Source organism: Bradyrhizobium sp. USDA 4502, from assembly GCF_054063355.1.
Genome location: NZ_JBSSGF010000001.1, coordinates 1,729,959 through 1,748,328 on the forward strand (window position 1 = coordinate 1,729,959; position 18,370 = coordinate 1,748,328).

Below are 18,370 nucleotides of genomic sequence, written 5' to 3' on the forward strand. Positions count from 1 at the left end.
CCTATTTGAATGAGGCGACAGCGAGCTTGGGAGAGGCGCTGGAGCGCGGCGCCTCGCCAGGTTGCGACAAGGTTGCGATGGTCGGGATGACCGACATGCCGGGCCGCAATTCGACCGCCGTCGCGTCGAGCTTGATCTTCACCGGAATGCGCTGCACCACCTTGGTGAAATTGCCGGTCGCATTGTCAGGCGGCAGCAGCGCGAATTCCTGGCCGCTGGCGGGCGCGAGACTGTCGACATGGCCGCGCACCACCTGTCCGGGGAACATGTCGACGGCGATCTCGACCGGCTGACCCTTGCGGACATTGGTGAGCTGAGTCTCCTTGTAATTCGCGATCACATAGGCGCCGGTGGCGGGCACCAGCGACATCAGCTGCGTGCCGGCCTGGACGAACTGGCCGGTGCGCAGGGTGCGGTTGCCGACCACGCCGTCGATCGGGGCTGATATGGTGGTGTAGCCGAGGTTCAGCTCGGCCTGATGCTGGAGCGCGGTTGCGCGCGCCTGCGCCGCGACCGCCTGCGCAATGTCGGCCTTGAGCAGCTCCACCTGGCGGAGCGCGGAGGCGAGGTTCGCGGTATCGCGGGCCACAGCGGCCTGTGCGCTGGCGTAGCGCGACTGCGCCTGCTGCGCGTTCTGCACGCTGCCGAAGCCGGTGCCGGCGAGGTCGGTGTAGCGCTTGTTCTCCTGCTCGGCGAAGGTCTGCGTCGCGGTGTCGACGGCAAGGGTCGCGCGTGCCGCTTCGATCACCGACTGCTGCACATCGAGCTGCGCATGCTTGCTGGCGATCGCGGCTTCGGCGGCGGCAACATCGGCCTTGGCCTGATCCAGCGCGACCCTGAAATCGCGATCGTCGATCCGCGCCAGCATCTGGCCGGCGCGCACATGCTCATTGTCGCCCACCAGCACCGCGCTGAGATAGCCGGAGACTTTTGGCGCGATCGTCGTGTTGTCGGCCTTCACATAGGCGTCGTCGGTCGAGACCTGGAAGCGGCCGACCGTCCAGTAGTCCCAGCCGTACCAGGCGCCGCCCGAAAGGACGGCGAGCGCCGCGCCGGCCAGCAGCAGGCGGCGAAGCCTGCCCTTGGCGGCAGGCGGCCTGGCGGCCTCCGGATTTGCGATCAATTGCCTGGCGGTCTCGGCCGGAACCTGGCTCTCGGCCTTGAATGATGTCTCATGCTGGCTCATGGCGGCGCTCCTGATCCGTTCTATCCTGCTGGAAAGTCTTGCCAATTTCGGTCGGCGCTCGCAGGATTAATTAGGAAACTTGATGTTTTCCAAAATAGAGCCCATATTGGGAGTGTCAATAGAATGACAGGCATCATTTAAAAGCATGGCTCGCGGATGAACCGGAATGACAAGGATCAGACTGAGCAAGGCGCGCCGGCGCGGCGCGGTCGTGGGCGGCCGCAGCTGCGTTCCGACGACGAGACGCGTGCGCTGATCTATGACGCCGCGCGGCGCGAGTTCTCCGAGCGCGGCTTTGCTGCGGCCAACATCGCCGACGTGGCTTGCCGCGCCGGCGTCTCCACCAAGACACTCTATCGGCTGATCCCGACCAAGCTGGCGCTGTTCGAGGGCACGGTGACGGACCGGATGGACCGATTCATATCCGCCGTAAATCTCGGCGCCTGCGATGGCCGTGATATCGCGGCGGCACTGGAGGCCGCACTCTCGACCTGTGGCGAGCTGATCCTCGATGCCGAGGTCATCGCGCTTCAGCGCATCATCCTGGCCGACAGCGACAAATTTCCCGACATCGCCGAGATGTTCTACGAGAAGGCGATGCAGCGGACGCTTGGCGCGCTCGCTGCGTGGCTCGGCGTGCAGCAGCGGAGGGGAAGGATCGCGGTGGACGACGCGCAGGCTGCTGCGGGCATGCTGCTCGGCATGCTCGTGTTCCAGCCGCAACGCGACGTGATGTACGGCCACAGGCCGCCGCCGTCGCGGGCGCAGATCGAGGCCCGCGCCAAGGCCTGCGCGGCACTGTTCTTGTCCGGATGCGCCGTGCCGGCCGATCAGATCAAGAAGCAGAACGGAGACGCGTGATGCCCCGCGTCACTTGCCCATTGCCGCCGCCGGCGGCTGGGCCAGCACCTGCCGGATCATCCGCGCGAGATCGGACTTGCGATAGGGCTTCGGCAGCAGCGTCACATCCGGATCGAGACGGCCGTGGTGGATGATCGCGTCCTCGGTGTAGCCGGAGGTGAAGAGCACGCGCACCGAGGGCAGTTTGGCGATCACGGCGTCGGCGACCTGCCGGCCGTTCATGCCGCCGGACATGATGACGTCGGTGAACAGCACGTCGCAGACGAACCCCTTGTCGACCGCAGCCAGTGCTTCCGGGCCGTTGGCGGTGACCATGGTGTGATAGCCAAGTTGCTCGAGCTGGGCGCTGACGTAATTGCGCACCAGCGGATCGTCCTCGACGACCAGGATGGATTCATTGCCGCCGCGGGTGTCGACCGGAGGAGGCGGCTCGACGTCGATCATGTCGCCGCTGCTGCGCGGCAGATAGAGCTTGATCGAGGTGCCGTGGCCCTCTTCGGAATAGATCTTGAGGTGTCCGTTGGACTGCTTGATGAAGCCGTACACCATGCTGAGCCCGAGCCCGGTGCCCTTGCCGGTGTCCTTGGTGGTGAAGAACGGCTCGAACACCTTGTCGCGGATCCCCGCCGGGATGCCACCGCCGGTGTCGCTAACCGCGACCATCACATATTCACCCGCCCGCACGTCGGGGTTGGCGACGGCATAAACCTCGTCGAGGATGACGTTGCTGGTCTCCAGCATCAGCTTGCCGCCATCGGGCATCGCATCGCGGGCATTGACGGCGAGATTGAGCAACGCGGTCGCCATGTGGTTCGGATCGATGAAAGCCGACCAGGCGTCGGGCTCGAGCGCGGTATCGATCTCGATCTGCTCGCCGAGCGAGGGGCGCAGCAGCCGCGCGGTGTCCTGCACCAGGGTGTTGAGATTCGCTTCACGCGGTTGCAGCGGCTGCAGCCGCGAGAAGGCCAGCAGGTGCTTGGTCACTTCTGCACCGCGAAATGCGGCGTCGGTGATCATCTTGGCGACAGACGACAGCGCGGGATCATGTTCAACGGCTTCCGCGAGGATGTCGATCAGGCCGGTGATGACGGTCAGGATATTGTTGAAGTCGTGGGCGATGCCGCCGGAGAGGTGCCCGACGGCCTCCATTTTCTGCACCTGGCGGAGCTTTTGCTCGGCTTCGAGCTGTTCGCGGGCGGCCTCGACCTCGCGGGCGCGCATGAAGATTTCCGCTTCCATCTGCTCGGTGCGCTCGCGCAGCCGGTCGGTCAGCTGGTCCTGCTCGGCACCGCGCTGCTTCAGCTGGATGAAGCTGGTGACGTCTTCGACCCGATGGATGATGTAGGTGAACTGCCCGTTCGGCCCCAGCACCGGCGTATTGCGCGGGCTCCAGTAGCGTTCCTCGAAGCCGCCGCCCTCCGACTCGGGCTTGCGGATATCGTATTTCTGCACCGTCATGGTGTCGGGGCGGCGGAACTGGACCACGCGCTCGAGCGAGGCGCGCAGGTTCCGCACGCCGTCGGCGGTCGGATCGTCCGGATTGTCGGGAAACACCTCGAACAGCCCGCGCCCGAGGATCGCGGCGCGCTCGGTCTTGGTGGCGCGCAGATACGCGTCGCTCACTGCCACGATGCGGAAGTCGGGCTGCGTCAGCACCAGATAAAGGCCGGGCGCCGCCTCGAATAACGCCTTGAAGTCGGGCGTCGGCGGGGACTGGTTCTGCAGTTCAACCTCCCTCGCAGGGTGCGGTCCGCCGGGTGACCGCAGTCAAGATGTGACATGCGTTTCGCGGAACTTCAATGCCTAACATACGGCACCACCTCGATTTTCTGGCTCGATCGGGCGTTGCAACGTCGCCCGGGCGCTAGTTTGAATTCGGCAGATAGCGCCAGCCCTCCTTGCCGAGGAAATCCAGCATGGCCTGCGCGGGCGGCAGCAGGATCTTGTCGGCGCGCCTGATCGCGTGCCACTGCCGGACGATCGGCAGGCCCTTCACCTTGAGCACCACCAGCCGGCCGTCCTCCAGCTCATGGAACACCGTGTGCTGGGAGATGAAGGCGATGCCGAGCCCGGCCATCACCGCCTGCTTGATGGTCTCGTTGCTGTCCATCGCCATGCCGAGTTTCGGCTCCAGCCCGACCCGCTCGAAATATTGCTGCATCAGCATCCGCGTCCCCGATCCTTGCTCGCGAGTGATGAAGGTTTCGTTGGCGAGCTCCGATGGGGCGACGTGCCGCCGCCGCGCCAGCCGATGATCGGGCGCGGCGACGATGAAGTGCGGATGCCGGCCGAGCGGCTTCATCTCGACCTCGACGTCGGCCGGCGGCCGGCCCATCACCGCGATGTCGAGATCATAGCCGCGCAGCGCGTCGCGAATCTCCTCGCGGTTGCCGATCCTGAGCGTGACCTCGATCTTGGGAAAGCGGCGCGAGAACGCCGCGATCGCGAACGGCACGAAGTATTTCGCGGTGGAGACCGCGCCCATCGCGACGCGGCCGCCGCTGCGGCCGGCGATCATGTCGAGCGACTGCTCGCAATCCTTCAGCGCCGCCTCGATCCGCTCGACCAGCGTCAGCACATGCGCGCCGGCATCCGTCAGCGCCATACCGTCGCCGGTGCGCTGGATCAGCGGCAACCCCGCGAGCGCCTGCAGGTTGCGAAGCTGCAGCGTCACCGCGGGCTGCGTCAGGTTCAACCGGTTGGCGGCCGACGTGATCGATCCGGCCTCGTGCAAGGTCGACAGTGCGCGCAGCTGGCGGATGGTGAGATCCCGTGAGAAGTTGCCGGCCATGACAAGCTCCATAAGAAATACTTTGCCCGGACCAAAGATAATAAAATTTCCCTAATTGGGCAATTCGCGCGTTGATAGGGCGAAGGCGACTCCCCTGAGGTCGCCTCTCGAAGCCTCGGGACAGAGGGCGCGATCATAGGGAGAGGCCGGTGGAGATTCGTCCTGCATTGCATGCCCATCTGGAGTGGCCGACGCAACACAACCCGTTGCGCGCCGCGACCGTTGTGGTGATCGAAGCCCTTGCGCGTGCGGCGATCGAGCTCTCGCGCATCATTGCCGCCGGGCCGCTCGCCGGAGTCGGCGGCGAGAGCGGCGGCGTCAATCCCGACGGCGATCGCCAGAAGACCATCGACATCGTCGCCGACGACCTGATGCGGAACGCGCTGCGCGCCGCGCCGGTCGCCGCAGTGCTGTCGGAGGAAGTCGAACTGCCCGAGACGCTCGATCCCGACGCGCCGCTCTGCGTCGCGATCGATCCGCTCGATGGATCCGCCAATCTCGAAAACAACATCTCGATCGGCACGATCTTCTCGATCCGGCCGAAGGGAAACGACGTCATCTCGACCTTCTTCGAGCCCGGCACGGCGCAATGCGCCGCAGGTTGCTTCATCTACGGTCCACAGACCGTGCTGGTGCTGGCGCTCGACCAATGCGTCGACTGTTTCACGCTGGACCCGCGAACCGGTGAGTTCGTCCTGACCGCGCGCGATCTGCGCGTGCCGCAGGATGCGTCGGAATTCGCCATCAATGCCTCGAATCGGCGGCACTGGAGCGGCCCGGTGCGCAGCTACATCGACGAGTGCCTCGCCGGCGTGAACGGTGAGCGCGGGCAGGACTTCAACATGCGCTGGATCGGCTCGCTGGTCGCCGAGGCCTACCGCATCCTGATGCGCGGCGGCGTGTTCCTGTATCCGGCGGATGCGCGCCAGGGCTACCGCGAAGGCCGGTTGCGTCTGCTGTACGAGGCGCATCCCATCGCACTGATCATGGAATGGGCGGGCGGCGCCGCGTCGAACGGCCGGTCGCGCATTCTCGAACTGTCGGCACGCACGCCGCATCAGCGTGTGCCCCTGATCATGGGATCGGCGCGCGCCGTGCGCGACGTCGATGCGATCCACCTGACCGTCGAGCCGTTGTTCGAAAGCAGCGATGCCCCGCTGTTCGCGCGGCGCGGCCTGTTCCGCTGAGGAGGACCGCATGTCACGTCGGCATCCCATCATCTCGATCACCGGCTCCTCCGGGGCCGGCACCACCTCGGTGAAGAAGACCTTCGAGAACATCTTCCGCCGCGAGAACGTGGTCGCCGCCTATATCGAGGGCGACGCGTTCCACCGCTACGACCGCGCCGAGATGCGCAGCCTGATGGCGGAGAGAGCCGAGCGCGGCAACAAGCACTTCAGCCATTTCAGCCCCGAGACCAATTTGTTCCAGGAGCTGGAGAAGCTGTTCAGCGACTATGCCGAGACCGGCACCGGAACCACGCGGCACTATGTGCACGACGAGGAGGAGGCGCGGCTCTACGGCGCCAAGCCCGGCACCTTCACCGCCTGGGAGGCGCTGCCGGAGAATTCCGACCTCCTGTTCTACGAGGGCCTGCACGGCGCCGTGGTCACCGACAAGGTGAATGTCGCGCAGCATGCCGACCTCAAGATCGGCGTCGTGCCGGTCATCAACCTCGAATGGATCCAGAAGCTGCACCGCGATCGCAGCCATCGCGGCTACTCCACCGAGGCGGTGACCGACACCATCCTGCGCCGCATGCCGGACTACGTGAACTACATCTGTCCGCAATTCACCGAGACCGACATCAACTTCCAGCGCGTGCCGACCGTCGATACGTCGAACCCTTTCATCGCGCGCTGGATCCCGACGCCGGATGAATCGATGGTCGTGATCCGCTTGAAGAACCCGCGCGGCATCGACTTCCCCTATCTGCTCTCGATGATCCCGAACAGCTTCATGTCGCGCGCCAATTCGATCGTGGTGCACGGCGCCAAGCTCGACCTCGCGATGCAGCTCATCCTGACCCCGCTGATCCTGCAACTGATCGAACGAAAGAGGCGAACGATATGACCGCACTTGCGTCCGTAGCCAGCCGCCCCGAAATCAGCCACGACGAGATGGCCAACGCCATCCGCTTCCTCGCCGTCGACGCGGTCGAGCAGGCGAAATCCGGCCACCCCGGCATGCCGATGGGCATGGCCGATGTCGCGACCGTGCTGTTCACGGACTTCCTGAAGTTCGACCCGGCCGATCCGGCGTGGCCCGACCGCGACCGCTTCGTGCTGTCGGCCGGTCACGGCTCGATGCTGCTCTACGCGCTGCTTTACCTCACAGGCTACGAGAGCATGACGCTCGACCAGCTCAAGGCGTTCCGGCAGTGGGGATCGAAGACCCCGGGCCATCCCGAGTACGGCCACACCCCGGGTGTCGAGACCACGACCGGGCCGCTCGGGCAGGGGGTTGCGACCGCGGTCGGCATGGCGCTTGCCGAGCGGCTGATGAACGCCCGCTTCGGCGACGACCTCGTCGACCACTACACCTATGTGATCGCCGGCGATGGCTGCCTGATGGAAGGCATCAGCCATGAGGCGATCTCGCTGGCCGGCCATTTGCGGCTGAACCGCTTGATCGTGCTGTTCGACGACAATCATATCTCGATCGACGGCGCCACCTCGCTGTCCTGCTCGGACGACCAGACGGCGCGGTTCAAGGCCAGCGGCTGGAACGTCAACCGCGTCGACGGCCACGATCCGCAGGCGATCACCGCGGCGATCAGGCAGGCGCGATCGAGCGATCGTCCGTCGTTGATCGCCTGCCGGACGGTGATCGGGTTCGGCGCGCCGAACCGGCAGGGCAGCGAAAAGGTGCATGGCGCGCCGCTCGGTGCCGATGAGGTGGCGAAGACCCGTGCCGCGCTGCGCTGGCCGTATCCGGCATTCGAGATTCCCGATGCGGTGCTGGCGGAGTGGCGCGAGCTCGGCGGCCGCGGCCGCGACGCACGGCGGGCCTGGATCGAGCGTTCGCGCGGCGCCTGCAAGGGCGACAGGGCCGAGCGGTCTCCGTTCCACGATGCGCTGAACCGGAAATTGCCCTGCGCCTATGCCGAGGCGATGGCCAAGCTGGTGGAGCGGTTCGCGACCGAGCGGCCGAAGCTCGCCACGCGGCAGGCTTCGCAGCAGGTCATCGACGTGATCGCGGAGGCGTTGCCCAATTTGCTGGGCGGCTCGGCCGACCTCACGCACTCCAATCTGACGCTGGCGAAGTCGCAGGTTTCGGTGCGGCCGGAAACGCTCGACGGCAGCTACATCCACTACGGCATTCGCGAACACGGCATGGCCGCGGCGATGAACGGCGTCGCCCTGCACGGCGGGTTCATTCCCTATGGCGGCACCTTCCTCAGCTTTGCCGATTACAGCCGGCCGGCGATCCGCCTTGCGGCGCTGATGGGGATCCGCGTCATCCATGTGATGACCCACGATTCCATCGGACTCGGCGAGGACGGGCCGACGCATCAGCCGGTCGAGCATCTGGCGGCGCTGCGCGCGATCCCGAACGTCCTGGTGTTCCGCCCGGCCGATGCGGTCGAGACGGCGGAAGCGTGGGACTGCGCGCTGAAGGCAGAGACCTCGCCGTCGATCCTCTGCCTGTCGCGGCAGGCGCTGCCGACGGTTCGCGACGGCAGCAAGGACAACCAGGTCGCGCTCGGCGCCTACGTTCTCGTCGAGCCGGCCTTCGCGCGTGACGTCACCCTGATTGCAACGGGTTCGGAGGTGGCGATTGCGCTCGAAGCCGCAAAGCTGCTGGCGGAAGACGGGGTACAGGCCGCGGTCGTCTCGGCCCCGTGCTTCGACCTGTTCCGCCAGCAGCCGAGCGACTATCGCGCCCAGGTGCTGGGCAGCGCCCCGCGCGTCGGCGTGGAGGCTGCGGTCGAGGGCGACTGGACGCGTTGGCTCGGAGACGACGGTGCATTCGTCGGCATGGCCGGCTTCGGCGCTTCCGCGCCGGCCGACGTGCTCTACCGCGAATTCGGCATCACGCCCGCGGCAATCGCTGCTGCAGCAAAACAGCTCATTCAACGAGCGAATTGAAAGGAGGACGCCACCATGGCGCGGATAACCCTGAGGCAGTTGCTGGACCACGCCGCCGAACGCGGCTACGGCGTTCCGGCCTTCAACATCAACAATATGGAGCAGGGCCTCGCCATCATGGAGGCGGCGGCTTCCTGCGATGCGCCTGTCATCATCCAGGCCTCGCGCGGCGCGCGCTCCTATGCCAACGACATCATGCTGGCGAAGATGATCGACGCGCTCGAGGAGATGCATCCGCAGATTCCGCTCTGCCTGCATCTCGATCACGGAAACGAAGAGGCGACCTGCGCCACCGCGATCCGTTACGGCTTCACCTCCGTCATGATGGACGGCTCGCTCAAGGCCGACGCCAAGACCGCAGCCGACTATGACTACAACGTCGATATCACCCGCCGGGTGGTCGACATGGCGCACTGGGTCGGCGCGTCGGTCGAAGGCGAGCTCGGCGTGCTCGGCTCGCTCGAGCATGGCGGCGGCGAGCAGGAGGACGGTCACGGCGTCGAGGGCAAGCTGAGCCATGACCAGCTGCTCACCGATCCGGATCAGGCGGTCGACTTCGTCCGCGCCACCAAGGTCGATGCGCTTGCAATCGCGATGGGTACCTCGCACGGCGCCTACAAGTTCACGCGGCGGCCCGACGGCGAGATCCTGGCGATGCGCGTGGTCGAGGAGATCCACAGCCGCCTGCCGAACACGCATCTGGTGATGCACGGCTCGTCCTCGGTACCGCAGCCGCTGCAGGACATGTTCAACCAGTTCGGCGGCGAGATGCCGCAGACCTGGGGCGTCCCGGTCGAGGAGATCGTTCGCGGCATCAAGCACGGGGTGCGCAAGGTCAATATCGACACCGATTGCCGCCTGGCGATGGCGGCGGCCTTCCGCAAGGTCGCCGTCCAGTCGAAGAGTGAGTTCGATCCGCGCAAATTCCTGAAGCCGGCGATGGATGCGCTACGCGAACTCTGCCGTGACCGCTTCGAGCAGTTCGGCACGGCCGGCAATGCCGCCAGAATCAAGGTGGTTGCACTGCCGGAAATGGCTCGCCGCTATCGCGCCGGCGCGCTCGATCCGCAAATTGGAAAGATGACCCAGGCCGCCTGAGCAAATGGCGACGAACCACAGGAGATTTCGATGAATATGCAGCAGTCGATCACCGTGCGCGGCAAGGATCGCTACAAGTCCGGCGTGATGGAATACAAGCGGATGGGCTATTGGGAGCCGAACTACGAGCCCAAGGACACCGACGTCATCGCCTTGTTCCGCGTCACGCCGCAAGACGGCGTCGATCCGACCGAAGCCTGCGCGGCTGTGGCGGGCGAATCCTCGACCGCGACCTGGACCGTGGTGTGGACCGACCGGCTGACGGCCGCGGAGAAATACCGGGCGAAGTGCTACCGCGTCGATCCGGTGCCGAATTCGCCGGGCAGCTACTTCGCCTACATCGCCTATGACCTCGACCTGTTCGAGCCGGGCTCGATCTCGAACCTGACCGCCTCGATCATCGGCAATGTGTTCGGGTTCAAACCGCTGAAGGCATTGCGGCTCGAGGACATGCGGCTGCCGACTGCCTATGTGAAGACATTCCAGGGCCCGGCGACCGGCATCGTGGTGGAGCGCGAGCGGCTCGACAAGTTCGGCCGTCCATTGCTCGGCGCCACCGTGAAGCCGAAGCTCGGCCTGTCCGGCCGCAACTATGGCCGCGTCGTCTATGAGGCGCTGAAAGGCGGGCTCGATTTCACCAAGGACGACGAGAACATCAACTCGCAGCCCTTCATGCACTGGCGCGAGCGCTTCCTCTACTGCATGGAGGCGGTCAACCGCGCGCAGGCCGCGACCGGCGAGATCAAGGGGACCTATCTCAACGTCACCGCGGCGACCATGGAGGATATGTACGAGCGCGCCGAGTTTGCCCATGAGCTCGGCTCCAACATCGTCATGATCGACCTTGTGATCGGCTACACCGCGATCCAGTCGATGGCGAAGTGGGCGCGCAAGAATAACATGATCCTGCATCTGCATCGCGCCGGCCACTCGACCTACACGCGGCAGCGCAGCCACGGCGTCTCGTTCCGCGTGATCGCGAAATGGATGCGGCTCGCCGGCGTCGATCACATCCATGCCGGCACGGTGGTCGGCAAGCTCGAAGGCGATCCAAACACCACCCGCGGCTATTACGACATCTGCCGCGAGGACTTCAATCCGTTGCACCTGGAGCACGGCGTGTTCTTCGACCAGAACTGGGCGAGCCTCAACAAGCTCATGCCGGTGGCCTCGGGCGGCATTCATGCCGGCCAGATGCACCAGCTGCTCGATCTGCTCGGCGAGGACGTCGTGCTGCAGTTCGGCGGCGGCACCATCGGCCATCCCCGCGGCATCCAGGCCGGCGCCACCGCCAACCGCGTCGCGCTGGAAGCCATGATCCTCGCCCGCAACGAGGGGCGCGACTACGTCCATGAGGGGCCGGAGATCCTGGCCAAGGCGGCGCAGACCTGCACGCCGCTGCGCGAGGCGCTCGACGTCTGGAAGGACGTCACCTTCAACTACGAGTCGACCGACGCCCCCGATTTCGTTCCCACGCCGAGCATGGCGGTCTGAGAGGAGATACTCATGCGCGTTACCCAAGGCTGCTTCTCGTTCCTGCCCGATCTCACCGACGAGCAGATCGCCGCGCAGGTGCAATACTGCCTCGACAAGGGTTGGGCGGTGAACATCGAGTTCACCGACGATCCGCATCCCCGCAACACCTATTGGGACATGTGGGGCCTGCCGATGTTCGACCTGCGCGATGCGGCGGGCATCATGAAGGAGCTCGCCGACTGCCGACGGGTCTATGGCGACCGCTATATCCGGATCTCCGGCTTTGATTCCAGCCCGGGCTGGGAGTCGGTTCGCATCTCCTTCATCGTCAACCGGCCGCAGGAGGAGCCAGGCTTCCGGCTCGACCGCCAGGAGGCGGCCGGACGCAATCTGCGTTATGCGACCCATTCCTATGCAGCGGGCCGCCCCGAAGGCGAACGCTACACCGATCATTGACCGCGTCCGGCTTGCAAACCAGGCGGGTTGCTCCCTCGACCGTCCTGGTCCGGATGCACTTCTCCGTCGTCGCCGCCGCGGCGACGGAGCTTTTCCAGGCGAGAGGACAATGACGCAAGCGCAAGAACAGATCAGCGAACAAATCCGCGAGACCCCGCTCGAGACTATCGACCTTCGCCATGAATTCGCCGACCTCGGCATCGGCGACGTGCTCGACCAGCTCGATTCCGAATTGATCGGCCTGAAGCCGGTGAAGACCCGCATCCGCGAGATCGCCTCGCTGCTGCTGGTCGAACGCATCAGGCAGAAGATGGCGCTGGCGACGACGTTTCCGACCCTGCACATGTCGTTCACCGGCAATCCCGGCACCGGCAAGACCACGGTCGCGCTGCGGATGGCCGGCATCCTGCACAAGCTCGGCTTCGTGCGCCGCGGCCACGTCATCAGCGTCACGCGCGACGACCTCGTCGGCCAATATATCGGCCACACCGCGCCGAAGACCAAGGAGATCTTAAAGAAGGCGATGGGCGGCGTGTTGTTCATCGACGAGGCCTATTACCTCTATCGCCCGGAAAACGAGCGCGACTACGGACAGGAGGCGATCGAGATCCTGCTGCAGGTGATGGAGCAGCAGCGCGAGGATCTGGTGGTGATCCTGGCCGGCTATGGCGACCGCATGGAGAAATTCTTCCAGAGCAATCCGGGCTTCCGCTCCCGCATCGCGCATCACATCGATTTCCCCGACTATTCCGACGGCGAGTTGCTCTGGATCGCCGAGCTGATGTTGCAGCAGCAGAATTATCAGTTCTCTCCGGAAGCCCGCGAGGCCTTCATCCGTTACATCGCCGTGCGCAAAGAACAGCCGCTGTTCTCCAATGCACGCTCGATCCGCAATGCGCTCGATCGCATCCGGCTGCGCCAGGCCAACCGGATCGTGGCGAAGCTCGACCGCACGCTCACCGCCGACGACGTGATGTCGATCGAGGCCGGCGACGTGCTCGCCAGCCGGGTGTTCGTCAAAGGCGCCGGTGCGGCGGGCGAGGGACGATGAACGAGGCGCTCGCCGTGATCCGGACCGCCGGGATGCGCGACATCATTGCGAGCGCCCGCGCCTTGATCTTCGATGTCGACGGCACGCTCGCCGAAACCGAGGAGGTGCACCGCCGCGCCTTCAATGAAGCCTTTGCCGAAGCCGGGCTCGATTGGTTCTGGGATCAGGTCACTTACGCGCGGCTGCTGCGGGTGGCCGGAGGCAAGGAGCGCATCCGCGCCTTCGACCAGCGCAACGCGGTCCCAATGCTGACATTCGCCGAGATCGCTGACCTGCACAGGATCAAGACCGCGCGCTACGCCGTGCTGATTGCCGCGGGCGGCTGCCCGTTGCGGCCGGGCGTCAGGGCCTGGCTCGCCGGCGCGCGCAGCCGCGGCCAGCGCCTCGCGATCGCAACCACCACCTCGCACGGCAATATCGATGCGCTGCTTTCGGTTTCGCTCGGGCTGGACTGGGCCGATCAGTTCGAGGCGATCGTTGCCGGCGACGACGTGCCGCGCAAGAAGCCGGCGCCCGATGTCTACACCGAGGTCCTGACCCGGCTCGGGCTCGGGCCGGGAGATTGCGTCGCAATCGAGGATTCCGGCAACGGCCTCGCCGCCGCGGCGCGCGCCGGCATCCCCGTCGTCATCACCCGCAGCACCTATTTCGGCGACGACGATTTTGCCGAGGCTTTGCTGGTTGTTGACGATCTCTCTGACATCGACGCCTGAAGCTCGCTGCCCCCGGCCGGCAGCTCAGGCCAATTTATTCAGATGGTGAAATAAATGGCGCTTGCATCCATAGCAGGGTGAAGGCACAATCCGGCGAAAGGTTACCAGAAGCGGTGCTGCACCACCTGGGAGGCGATAGGACTTGCCAGCGATTCCGGACAGTACCCCTGCGACCCTCCGCGTCTCCGATCAATTTCTTCGGATAATGAAATAAATGGCCAGTCGGCGCTTGCGTCCACATTGCAGCGGCAACATCAACCAAAGGGTGCAGAAAACGGCAGCGCACCGCCAGACGTCCTGTCGGACGCTGGCGCTCGCCAACGATTCCGGGAGACCGGCGCCTCATGATCCTCCACGTCATTCCTGCGCCTCGTTCGTCCCACGACATGACTCGCGACTGAACCCGGCATTGCGGGATCGACATGGCCGATCGTGCGGAGCGAGCATCGGCGCTGTTGACGGGGTCGATCGACATTCCGCAATTTCGGTTCGTGACGGTCCCGGCGCCGATCCGACATCGCCGTAGATCTGCGGTCCGCCCACGAACGATAGCCGTCGATTGACGCTGTCCACGGCAACGGTACCCCAACTCAAAAAACGAGGGAGTGAAGCATGTTCAAATTGAAGACCTTGTTCGCGCTCGCGCTGGCCGGCCTTGCCGCGGCGGTGTCGGATCGCGACGCGCTCGCCCAGAGCAAGCCGACCATCGGCATCGCGATGCCGACCAAGTCCTCGGCACGCTGGATCGACGACGGCAACAACATGGTCAAGGTGCTGAAGGAGCGCGGCTACGGCACCGATCTGCAATATGCCGAAGACGACATTCCGAACCAGCTCTCCCAGGTCGAGAACATGGTGACCAAGGGCGCCAAGGTGCTGGTCATCGCCGCCATCGACGGCACCACCTTGTCCGATGTCCTGAAGCAGGCCAAGGCCCAGGGCATCACGGTGATCGCCTATGACCGCCTGATCCGCGGCACCCCCAACGTCGACTATTACGCGACCTTCGACAATTTCCAGGTCGGTGTGCTGCAGGCCCAGTCGATCGAGAACGCGCTCGGGCTCAAGGAAGGCAAGGGGCCCTTCAACATCGAGCTGTTCGGCGGCTCGCCCGACGACAACAACGCGTACTTCTTCTACGACGGCGCGATGTCGGTGTTGAAGCCCTATATCGACAGCGGCAAGCTCGTGGTCGGCAGCGGCCAGACGGGCATGAACAAGGTTGCGACGCTGCGCTGGGACGGTGCGACCGCGCAGGCGCGGATGGACAACCTGCTCAGCGCGTTCTACGGCAAGAAGCGCGTCGACGCGGTGCTGTCGCCCTATGACGGCCTGTCGATCGGCATCATCTCCTCGCTGAAGAGCGTCGGCTACGGCAGCAAGGACCAGCCGATGCCGTACATCAGCGGGCAGGATGCCGAAGTCCCCTCGATCAAGGCGATGCTGCGCGGCGAGCAATACTCGACCATCTTCAAGGACACCCGCGACCTCGCCAAGGTGACCGCCGACATGGTCGACGCTGTGCTGAGCAAGAAGGAGGTCGCCGTCAACGACACCAAGACCTACAACAACGGGGTCAAGGTGGTTCCGTCCTATCTCCTCAAGCCGGTCGTGGTGGATAAGAACAATTGGGAGAAAGTCCTGATTGACAGCGGCTACTACAAGCGCTCGCAATTCGACTAGAGCGTTTTCGAGCGAAGTGGGTACCAGTTCGCGTGCGGAAAACGCATCAAACTAGAATCTGGAGCCCCGTTCCGATTTAATCGGAACGGAATGGGCTCTAGGGCGGAGCGGCAGCGAGCCGGGCCGGGGACGATCGACGCTGCGGGACATGATCCGATGACGGCAATGCTTGAGATGCGCGGCGTCAGCAAGAGCTTTGCCGGCGTGCAGGCGCTGCGCGACGTCAGCTTCACCGTCGAGGCCGGGCAGATCCATGCGCTGGTCGGCGAAAACGGCGCCGGCAAGTCGACCTTGATGAAGGTGCTGAGCGGGGTCTATCCGGCCGGCAGCTACGATGGGTCGATCGTGTTCGACGGCGAGGAGCGGCGCTTCCGCGACATCAACGACAGCGAGGCGCTCGGGATCATCATCATCCATCAGGAGCTGGCGCTGATTCCGCTGATGTCGATTGCCGAGAACATCTTTCTGTCGCATCCGCCGTCGCGGTTCGGCGTCATCGACCGCAACGCGGTGCATCGGCGGACCGCCGAGCTGTTGGCGCAGGTCGGCCTGCGGGAGCCGCCGGATACGCTGATCACCGACCTCGGCGTCGGCAAGCAGCAGCTCGTGGAGATCGCCAAGGCGCTGTCCAAGCGGGTGCGTCTCCTGATCCTCGACGAGCCGACCGCAAGTCTTAACGAGGCCGACAGCGCCGCCTTGCTCGAGCGTCTCCTGGCCTTCCGCGAGCAGGGCATCGCCTCGATCCTGATCTCGCACAAGCTGAACGAGGTTGCGCGGGTCGCCGACCGCATCACGGTGCTGCGCGACGGCCGCACCGTCGACAGCATCGACTGCCGCACCGAGCGCATCGAGGAGGACCGCATCATCCGCAGCATGGTTGACCGCGATCTGGCGCATCGTTTTCCCGAGCGGAAGGCGGAGATCGGCGAACCCGTGATGACGGTGGAGAACTGGTCAGTGTATCACCCGCTGCATACCGAGCGGCAGGTGATCAAGAACGTCGACTTCACACTGCGCCGCGGCGAGGTAGTCGGCATCGCCGGCCTGATGGGCGCCGGCCGCACCGAGTTCGCCATGAGCCTGTTCGGCCGCGCCTGGGGCACCAACGTCTCCGGCAAGGTCCGCCTCGATGGACGCGAGGCCGATCTGTCCAGCGTGCCGGCCGCGATCGATGCCGGCATCGCCTATGTCACCGAAGACCGCAAGCAGCTCGGGCTGATCCTTGCCGCCGACGTCCGCAAGAACGTGACGGTGGCGAGCCTGCGCCAGGTGTCGGATCGCGGCGTGATCGACGATGTCGCCGAGCTGAAGGCCGCGAGCGACTACCGCACCCGGATGCGGATCCGCTGCTCCGACGTCTACCAGGCGACCGGCGACCTCTCGGGCGGCAACCAGCAGAAGGTCGTGCTGTCGAAATGGCTGATGACCGATCCGAGGGTGCTGCTGCTGGACGAGCCGACGCGCGGGATCGACGTCGGGGCGAAATACGAGATCTACTCCATCATCAACGAGCTGGCGGAGGCCGGCAGGGGCGTCGTGGTGATCTCCTCGGAGATGCCCGAGCTGCTCGGCATCTGCGACCGGATCTGCGTGATGAATGACGGCGCCTTCGTCGGCGAGTTCGCAGGCCACGATGCGACGCAGGAGAAGATCATGCGCGCCATCATGCGCAATGTCAGAATGTCCGGACGCCGCGCCGACGAAAGGGTGGCACGCGCCGGAGGAGGGGCACCATGACCGACAAGACGGTATCACTTCCCGAGGCCCCCAGGCATTCCGGCTTCATCAAGAACAATCTGCGCAACTACGGCATGCTACTGTCGCTGCTCGCGATCATGCTGTTCTTCGAGATCGTGACCGACGGCACGCTGTTGCAGCCGCTCAACCTCACCAACCTCGTGCTGCAGAACAGCTACATCGTCATCATGGCGCTCGGCATGCTGCTGGTGATCGTCACCGGGCATATCGACCTTTCGGTCGGCTCGGTCGCGGGCTTCGTCGGCGCCGTCGCGGCGGTGCTGATGGTGCGCTACCATGTCAGCTACCCGATCGCCTTCGTCGCCTGCCTCCTGGTCGGCGCCGCGATCGGTGCGGCCCAGGGCTACTGGGTGGCCTATTTCGGCATTCCGTCCTTCATCGTGACGCTGGCGGGCATGCTGGTGTTCAAGGGCCTCGCGCTCGCTGTCCTGCAGGGCCAGTCGGTCGGGCCGTTCCCGCCGACCTTCCAGAAGCTGTCGTCGGGCTTCATCCCCGAGCTGTTCCCGAGCGCCGGCACGCTCTATCCGACGTCGCTCGCGATCGGCATCGTCCTGGCGTTTGTCCTGGTGCTGGCGACCGCCAGGAGCCGGGCGCGCGAGCAGGCGCACGGTATCGCCGTCGAGCCGTATGCGTTTTTCATCGTCAAGAGCATCGCGCTGGCGGGCGCGGTGCTCTACTTTACCTACCTGATCGCCTCGCATCGCGGCCTGCCCAACGTGCTTGTCATCATGACCGTCCTGATCGCGCTCTATGGCTTCGTCACGCGGCGGACGGTGATCGGGCGGCAGATCTACGCGGTGGGCGGCAATGCCAAGGCGGCGAAACTGTCGGGCGTCAAGACCGAACGGCTCACCTTCTTCACTTTCGTCAACATGGGCGTGCTGGCCGCGCTCGCCGGGCTGGTGTTCGCAGCCCGGCTCAACACCGCGACGCCGAAGGCCGGCCTCGGCTTCGAGCTCGATGTGATCGCCGCCTGCTTCATCGGCGGTGCCTCGGCCTATGGCGGCGTCGGCCGGGTCGGCGGCGCGGTGGTCGGCGCCATGATCATGGGCGTCATGAACAACGGCATGTCGATCCTCGGTATCGGCATCGATTATCAGCAGGTGATCAAGGGCCTCGTGCTGCTTGGCGCCGTCTGCATCGATGTCTACAACCAGCGCCGCTGACCGCCACGCAGTCACAATTCCACGGTAGGGTGCCGGCGCA

At 65.1% G+C, this 18,370-nt stretch carries 15 protein-coding genes; 12 read left to right on the forward strand and 3 right to left on the reverse strand.

Going from position 1 to position 18,370, the window contains the following annotated elements:
- Position 1: 1 nt before the first annotated feature.
- Positions 2 to 1,186, reverse strand: a complete 1,185-nt coding sequence (locus ACVW1B_RS07645; RefSeq protein WP_456821460.1) for an HlyD family secretion protein — start codon at positions 1,184 to 1,186, stop codon at positions 2 to 4.
- A gap of 156 nt (positions 1,187 to 1,342) precedes the next feature.
- Between ACVW1B_RS07645 and ACVW1B_RS07650 the strand changes: the two genes are divergently transcribed.
- A complete protein-coding gene (locus ACVW1B_RS07650; protein ID WP_253609431.1) occupies positions 1,343 to 2,047 on the forward strand; it encodes a TetR/AcrR family transcriptional regulator in 705 nt (234 codons plus the stop codon).
- A 9-nt stretch (positions 2,048 to 2,056) separates the two neighbouring features.
- Here the strand turns inward: ACVW1B_RS07650 and ACVW1B_RS07655 are convergent, their stop codons facing one another.
- Both ACVW1B_RS07655 and ACVW1B_RS07660 read right to left on the reverse strand, forming a co-directional pair.
- The gene (locus ACVW1B_RS07655) at positions 2,057 to 3,814 is read right to left on the reverse strand and encodes an ATP-binding protein (protein WP_456823011.1); all 1,758 of its coding nucleotides are present in this window, start codon (positions 3,812 to 3,814) and stop codon (positions 2,057 to 2,059) included.
- 97 nt (positions 3,815 to 3,911) lie between these two features.
- Positions 3,912 to 4,838 (reverse strand): LysR family transcriptional regulator, encoded by a 927-nt coding sequence (locus ACVW1B_RS07660; RefSeq protein ID WP_028331483.1) that lies wholly within the window; start codon positions 4,836 to 4,838, stop codon positions 3,912 to 3,914.
- A 155-nt stretch (positions 4,839 to 4,993) separates the two neighbouring features.
- Between ACVW1B_RS07660 and ACVW1B_RS07665 the strand changes: the two genes are divergently transcribed.
- The 11 genes from ACVW1B_RS07665 to mmsB all read left to right on the forward strand — a co-directional run bounded on the left by ACVW1B_RS07665 (position 4,994) and on the right by mmsB (position 18,330).
- Positions 4,994 to 6,025 carry a class 1 fructose-bisphosphatase gene (locus ACVW1B_RS07665; protein ID WP_375167101.1) on the forward strand — a complete coding sequence of 344 codons (1,032 nt, stop codon included), beginning with the start codon at positions 4,994 to 4,996 and terminating at the stop codon, positions 6,023 to 6,025.
- 10 nt (positions 6,026 to 6,035) lie between these two features.
- Positions 6,036 to 6,911: a phosphoribulokinase gene (locus ACVW1B_RS07670; protein WP_092080122.1), complete on the forward strand. Its 876-nt coding sequence runs from the start codon at positions 6,036 to 6,038 to the stop codon at positions 6,909 to 6,911.
- On the forward strand, positions 6,908 to 8,929 hold the full coding sequence (gene tkt, locus ACVW1B_RS07675; protein ID WP_253609430.1) for a transketolase: 2,022 nt from the start codon (positions 6,908 to 6,910) through the stop codon (positions 8,927 to 8,929). Before ACVW1B_RS07670 ends, tkt begins: the two co-directional genes overlap by 4 nt.
- A gap of 15 nt (positions 8,930 to 8,944) precedes the next feature.
- A complete protein-coding gene (gene fba, locus ACVW1B_RS07680) occupies positions 8,945 to 10,027 on the forward strand; it encodes a class II fructose-bisphosphate aldolase (RefSeq protein WP_283062445.1) in 1,083 nt (360 codons plus the stop codon).
- 36 nt (positions 10,028 to 10,063) lie between these two features.
- The gene (locus ACVW1B_RS07685; protein WP_038382128.1) at positions 10,064 to 11,521 is read left to right on the forward strand and encodes a form I ribulose bisphosphate carboxylase large subunit; all 1,458 of its coding nucleotides are present in this window, start codon (positions 10,064 to 10,066) and stop codon (positions 11,519 to 11,521) included.
- Positions 11,522 to 11,533: 12 nt separating this feature from the next.
- Complete coding sequence (locus ACVW1B_RS07690; protein WP_076833455.1) at positions 11,534 to 11,959, forward strand: ribulose bisphosphate carboxylase small subunit; 426 nt, start codon at positions 11,534 to 11,536, stop codon at positions 11,957 to 11,959.
- 109 nt (positions 11,960 to 12,068) lie between these two features.
- Positions 12,069 to 13,010, forward strand: a complete 942-nt coding sequence (gene cbbX / locus ACVW1B_RS07695; protein ID WP_253609429.1) for a CbbX protein — start codon at positions 12,069 to 12,071, stop codon at positions 13,008 to 13,010.
- Entirely contained in the window at positions 13,007 to 13,723 is a 717-nt protein-coding gene (locus ACVW1B_RS07700; protein WP_253609428.1) for an HAD family hydrolase, read from the forward strand. Before cbbX ends, ACVW1B_RS07700 begins: the two co-directional genes overlap by 4 nt.
- Positions 13,724 to 14,335: 612 nt before the next feature.
- On the forward strand, positions 14,336 to 15,406 hold the full coding sequence (gene chvE, locus ACVW1B_RS07705) for a multiple monosaccharide ABC transporter substrate-binding protein (protein ID WP_456791897.1): 1,071 nt from the start codon (positions 14,336 to 14,338) through the stop codon (positions 15,404 to 15,406).
- A gap of 156 nt (positions 15,407 to 15,562) precedes the next feature.
- The gene (gene mmsA, locus ACVW1B_RS07710) at positions 15,563 to 17,143 is read left to right on the forward strand and encodes a multiple monosaccharide ABC transporter ATP-binding protein (RefSeq protein WP_456791898.1); all 1,581 of its coding nucleotides are present in this window, start codon (positions 15,563 to 15,565) and stop codon (positions 17,141 to 17,143) included.
- Positions 17,140 to 18,330, forward strand: a complete 1,191-nt coding sequence (gene mmsB, locus ACVW1B_RS07715) for a multiple monosaccharide ABC transporter permease (protein WP_168857111.1) — start codon at positions 17,140 to 17,142, stop codon at positions 18,328 to 18,330. Before mmsA ends, mmsB begins: the two co-directional genes overlap by 4 nt.
- Positions 18,331 to 18,370 lie beyond the last annotated feature (40 nt).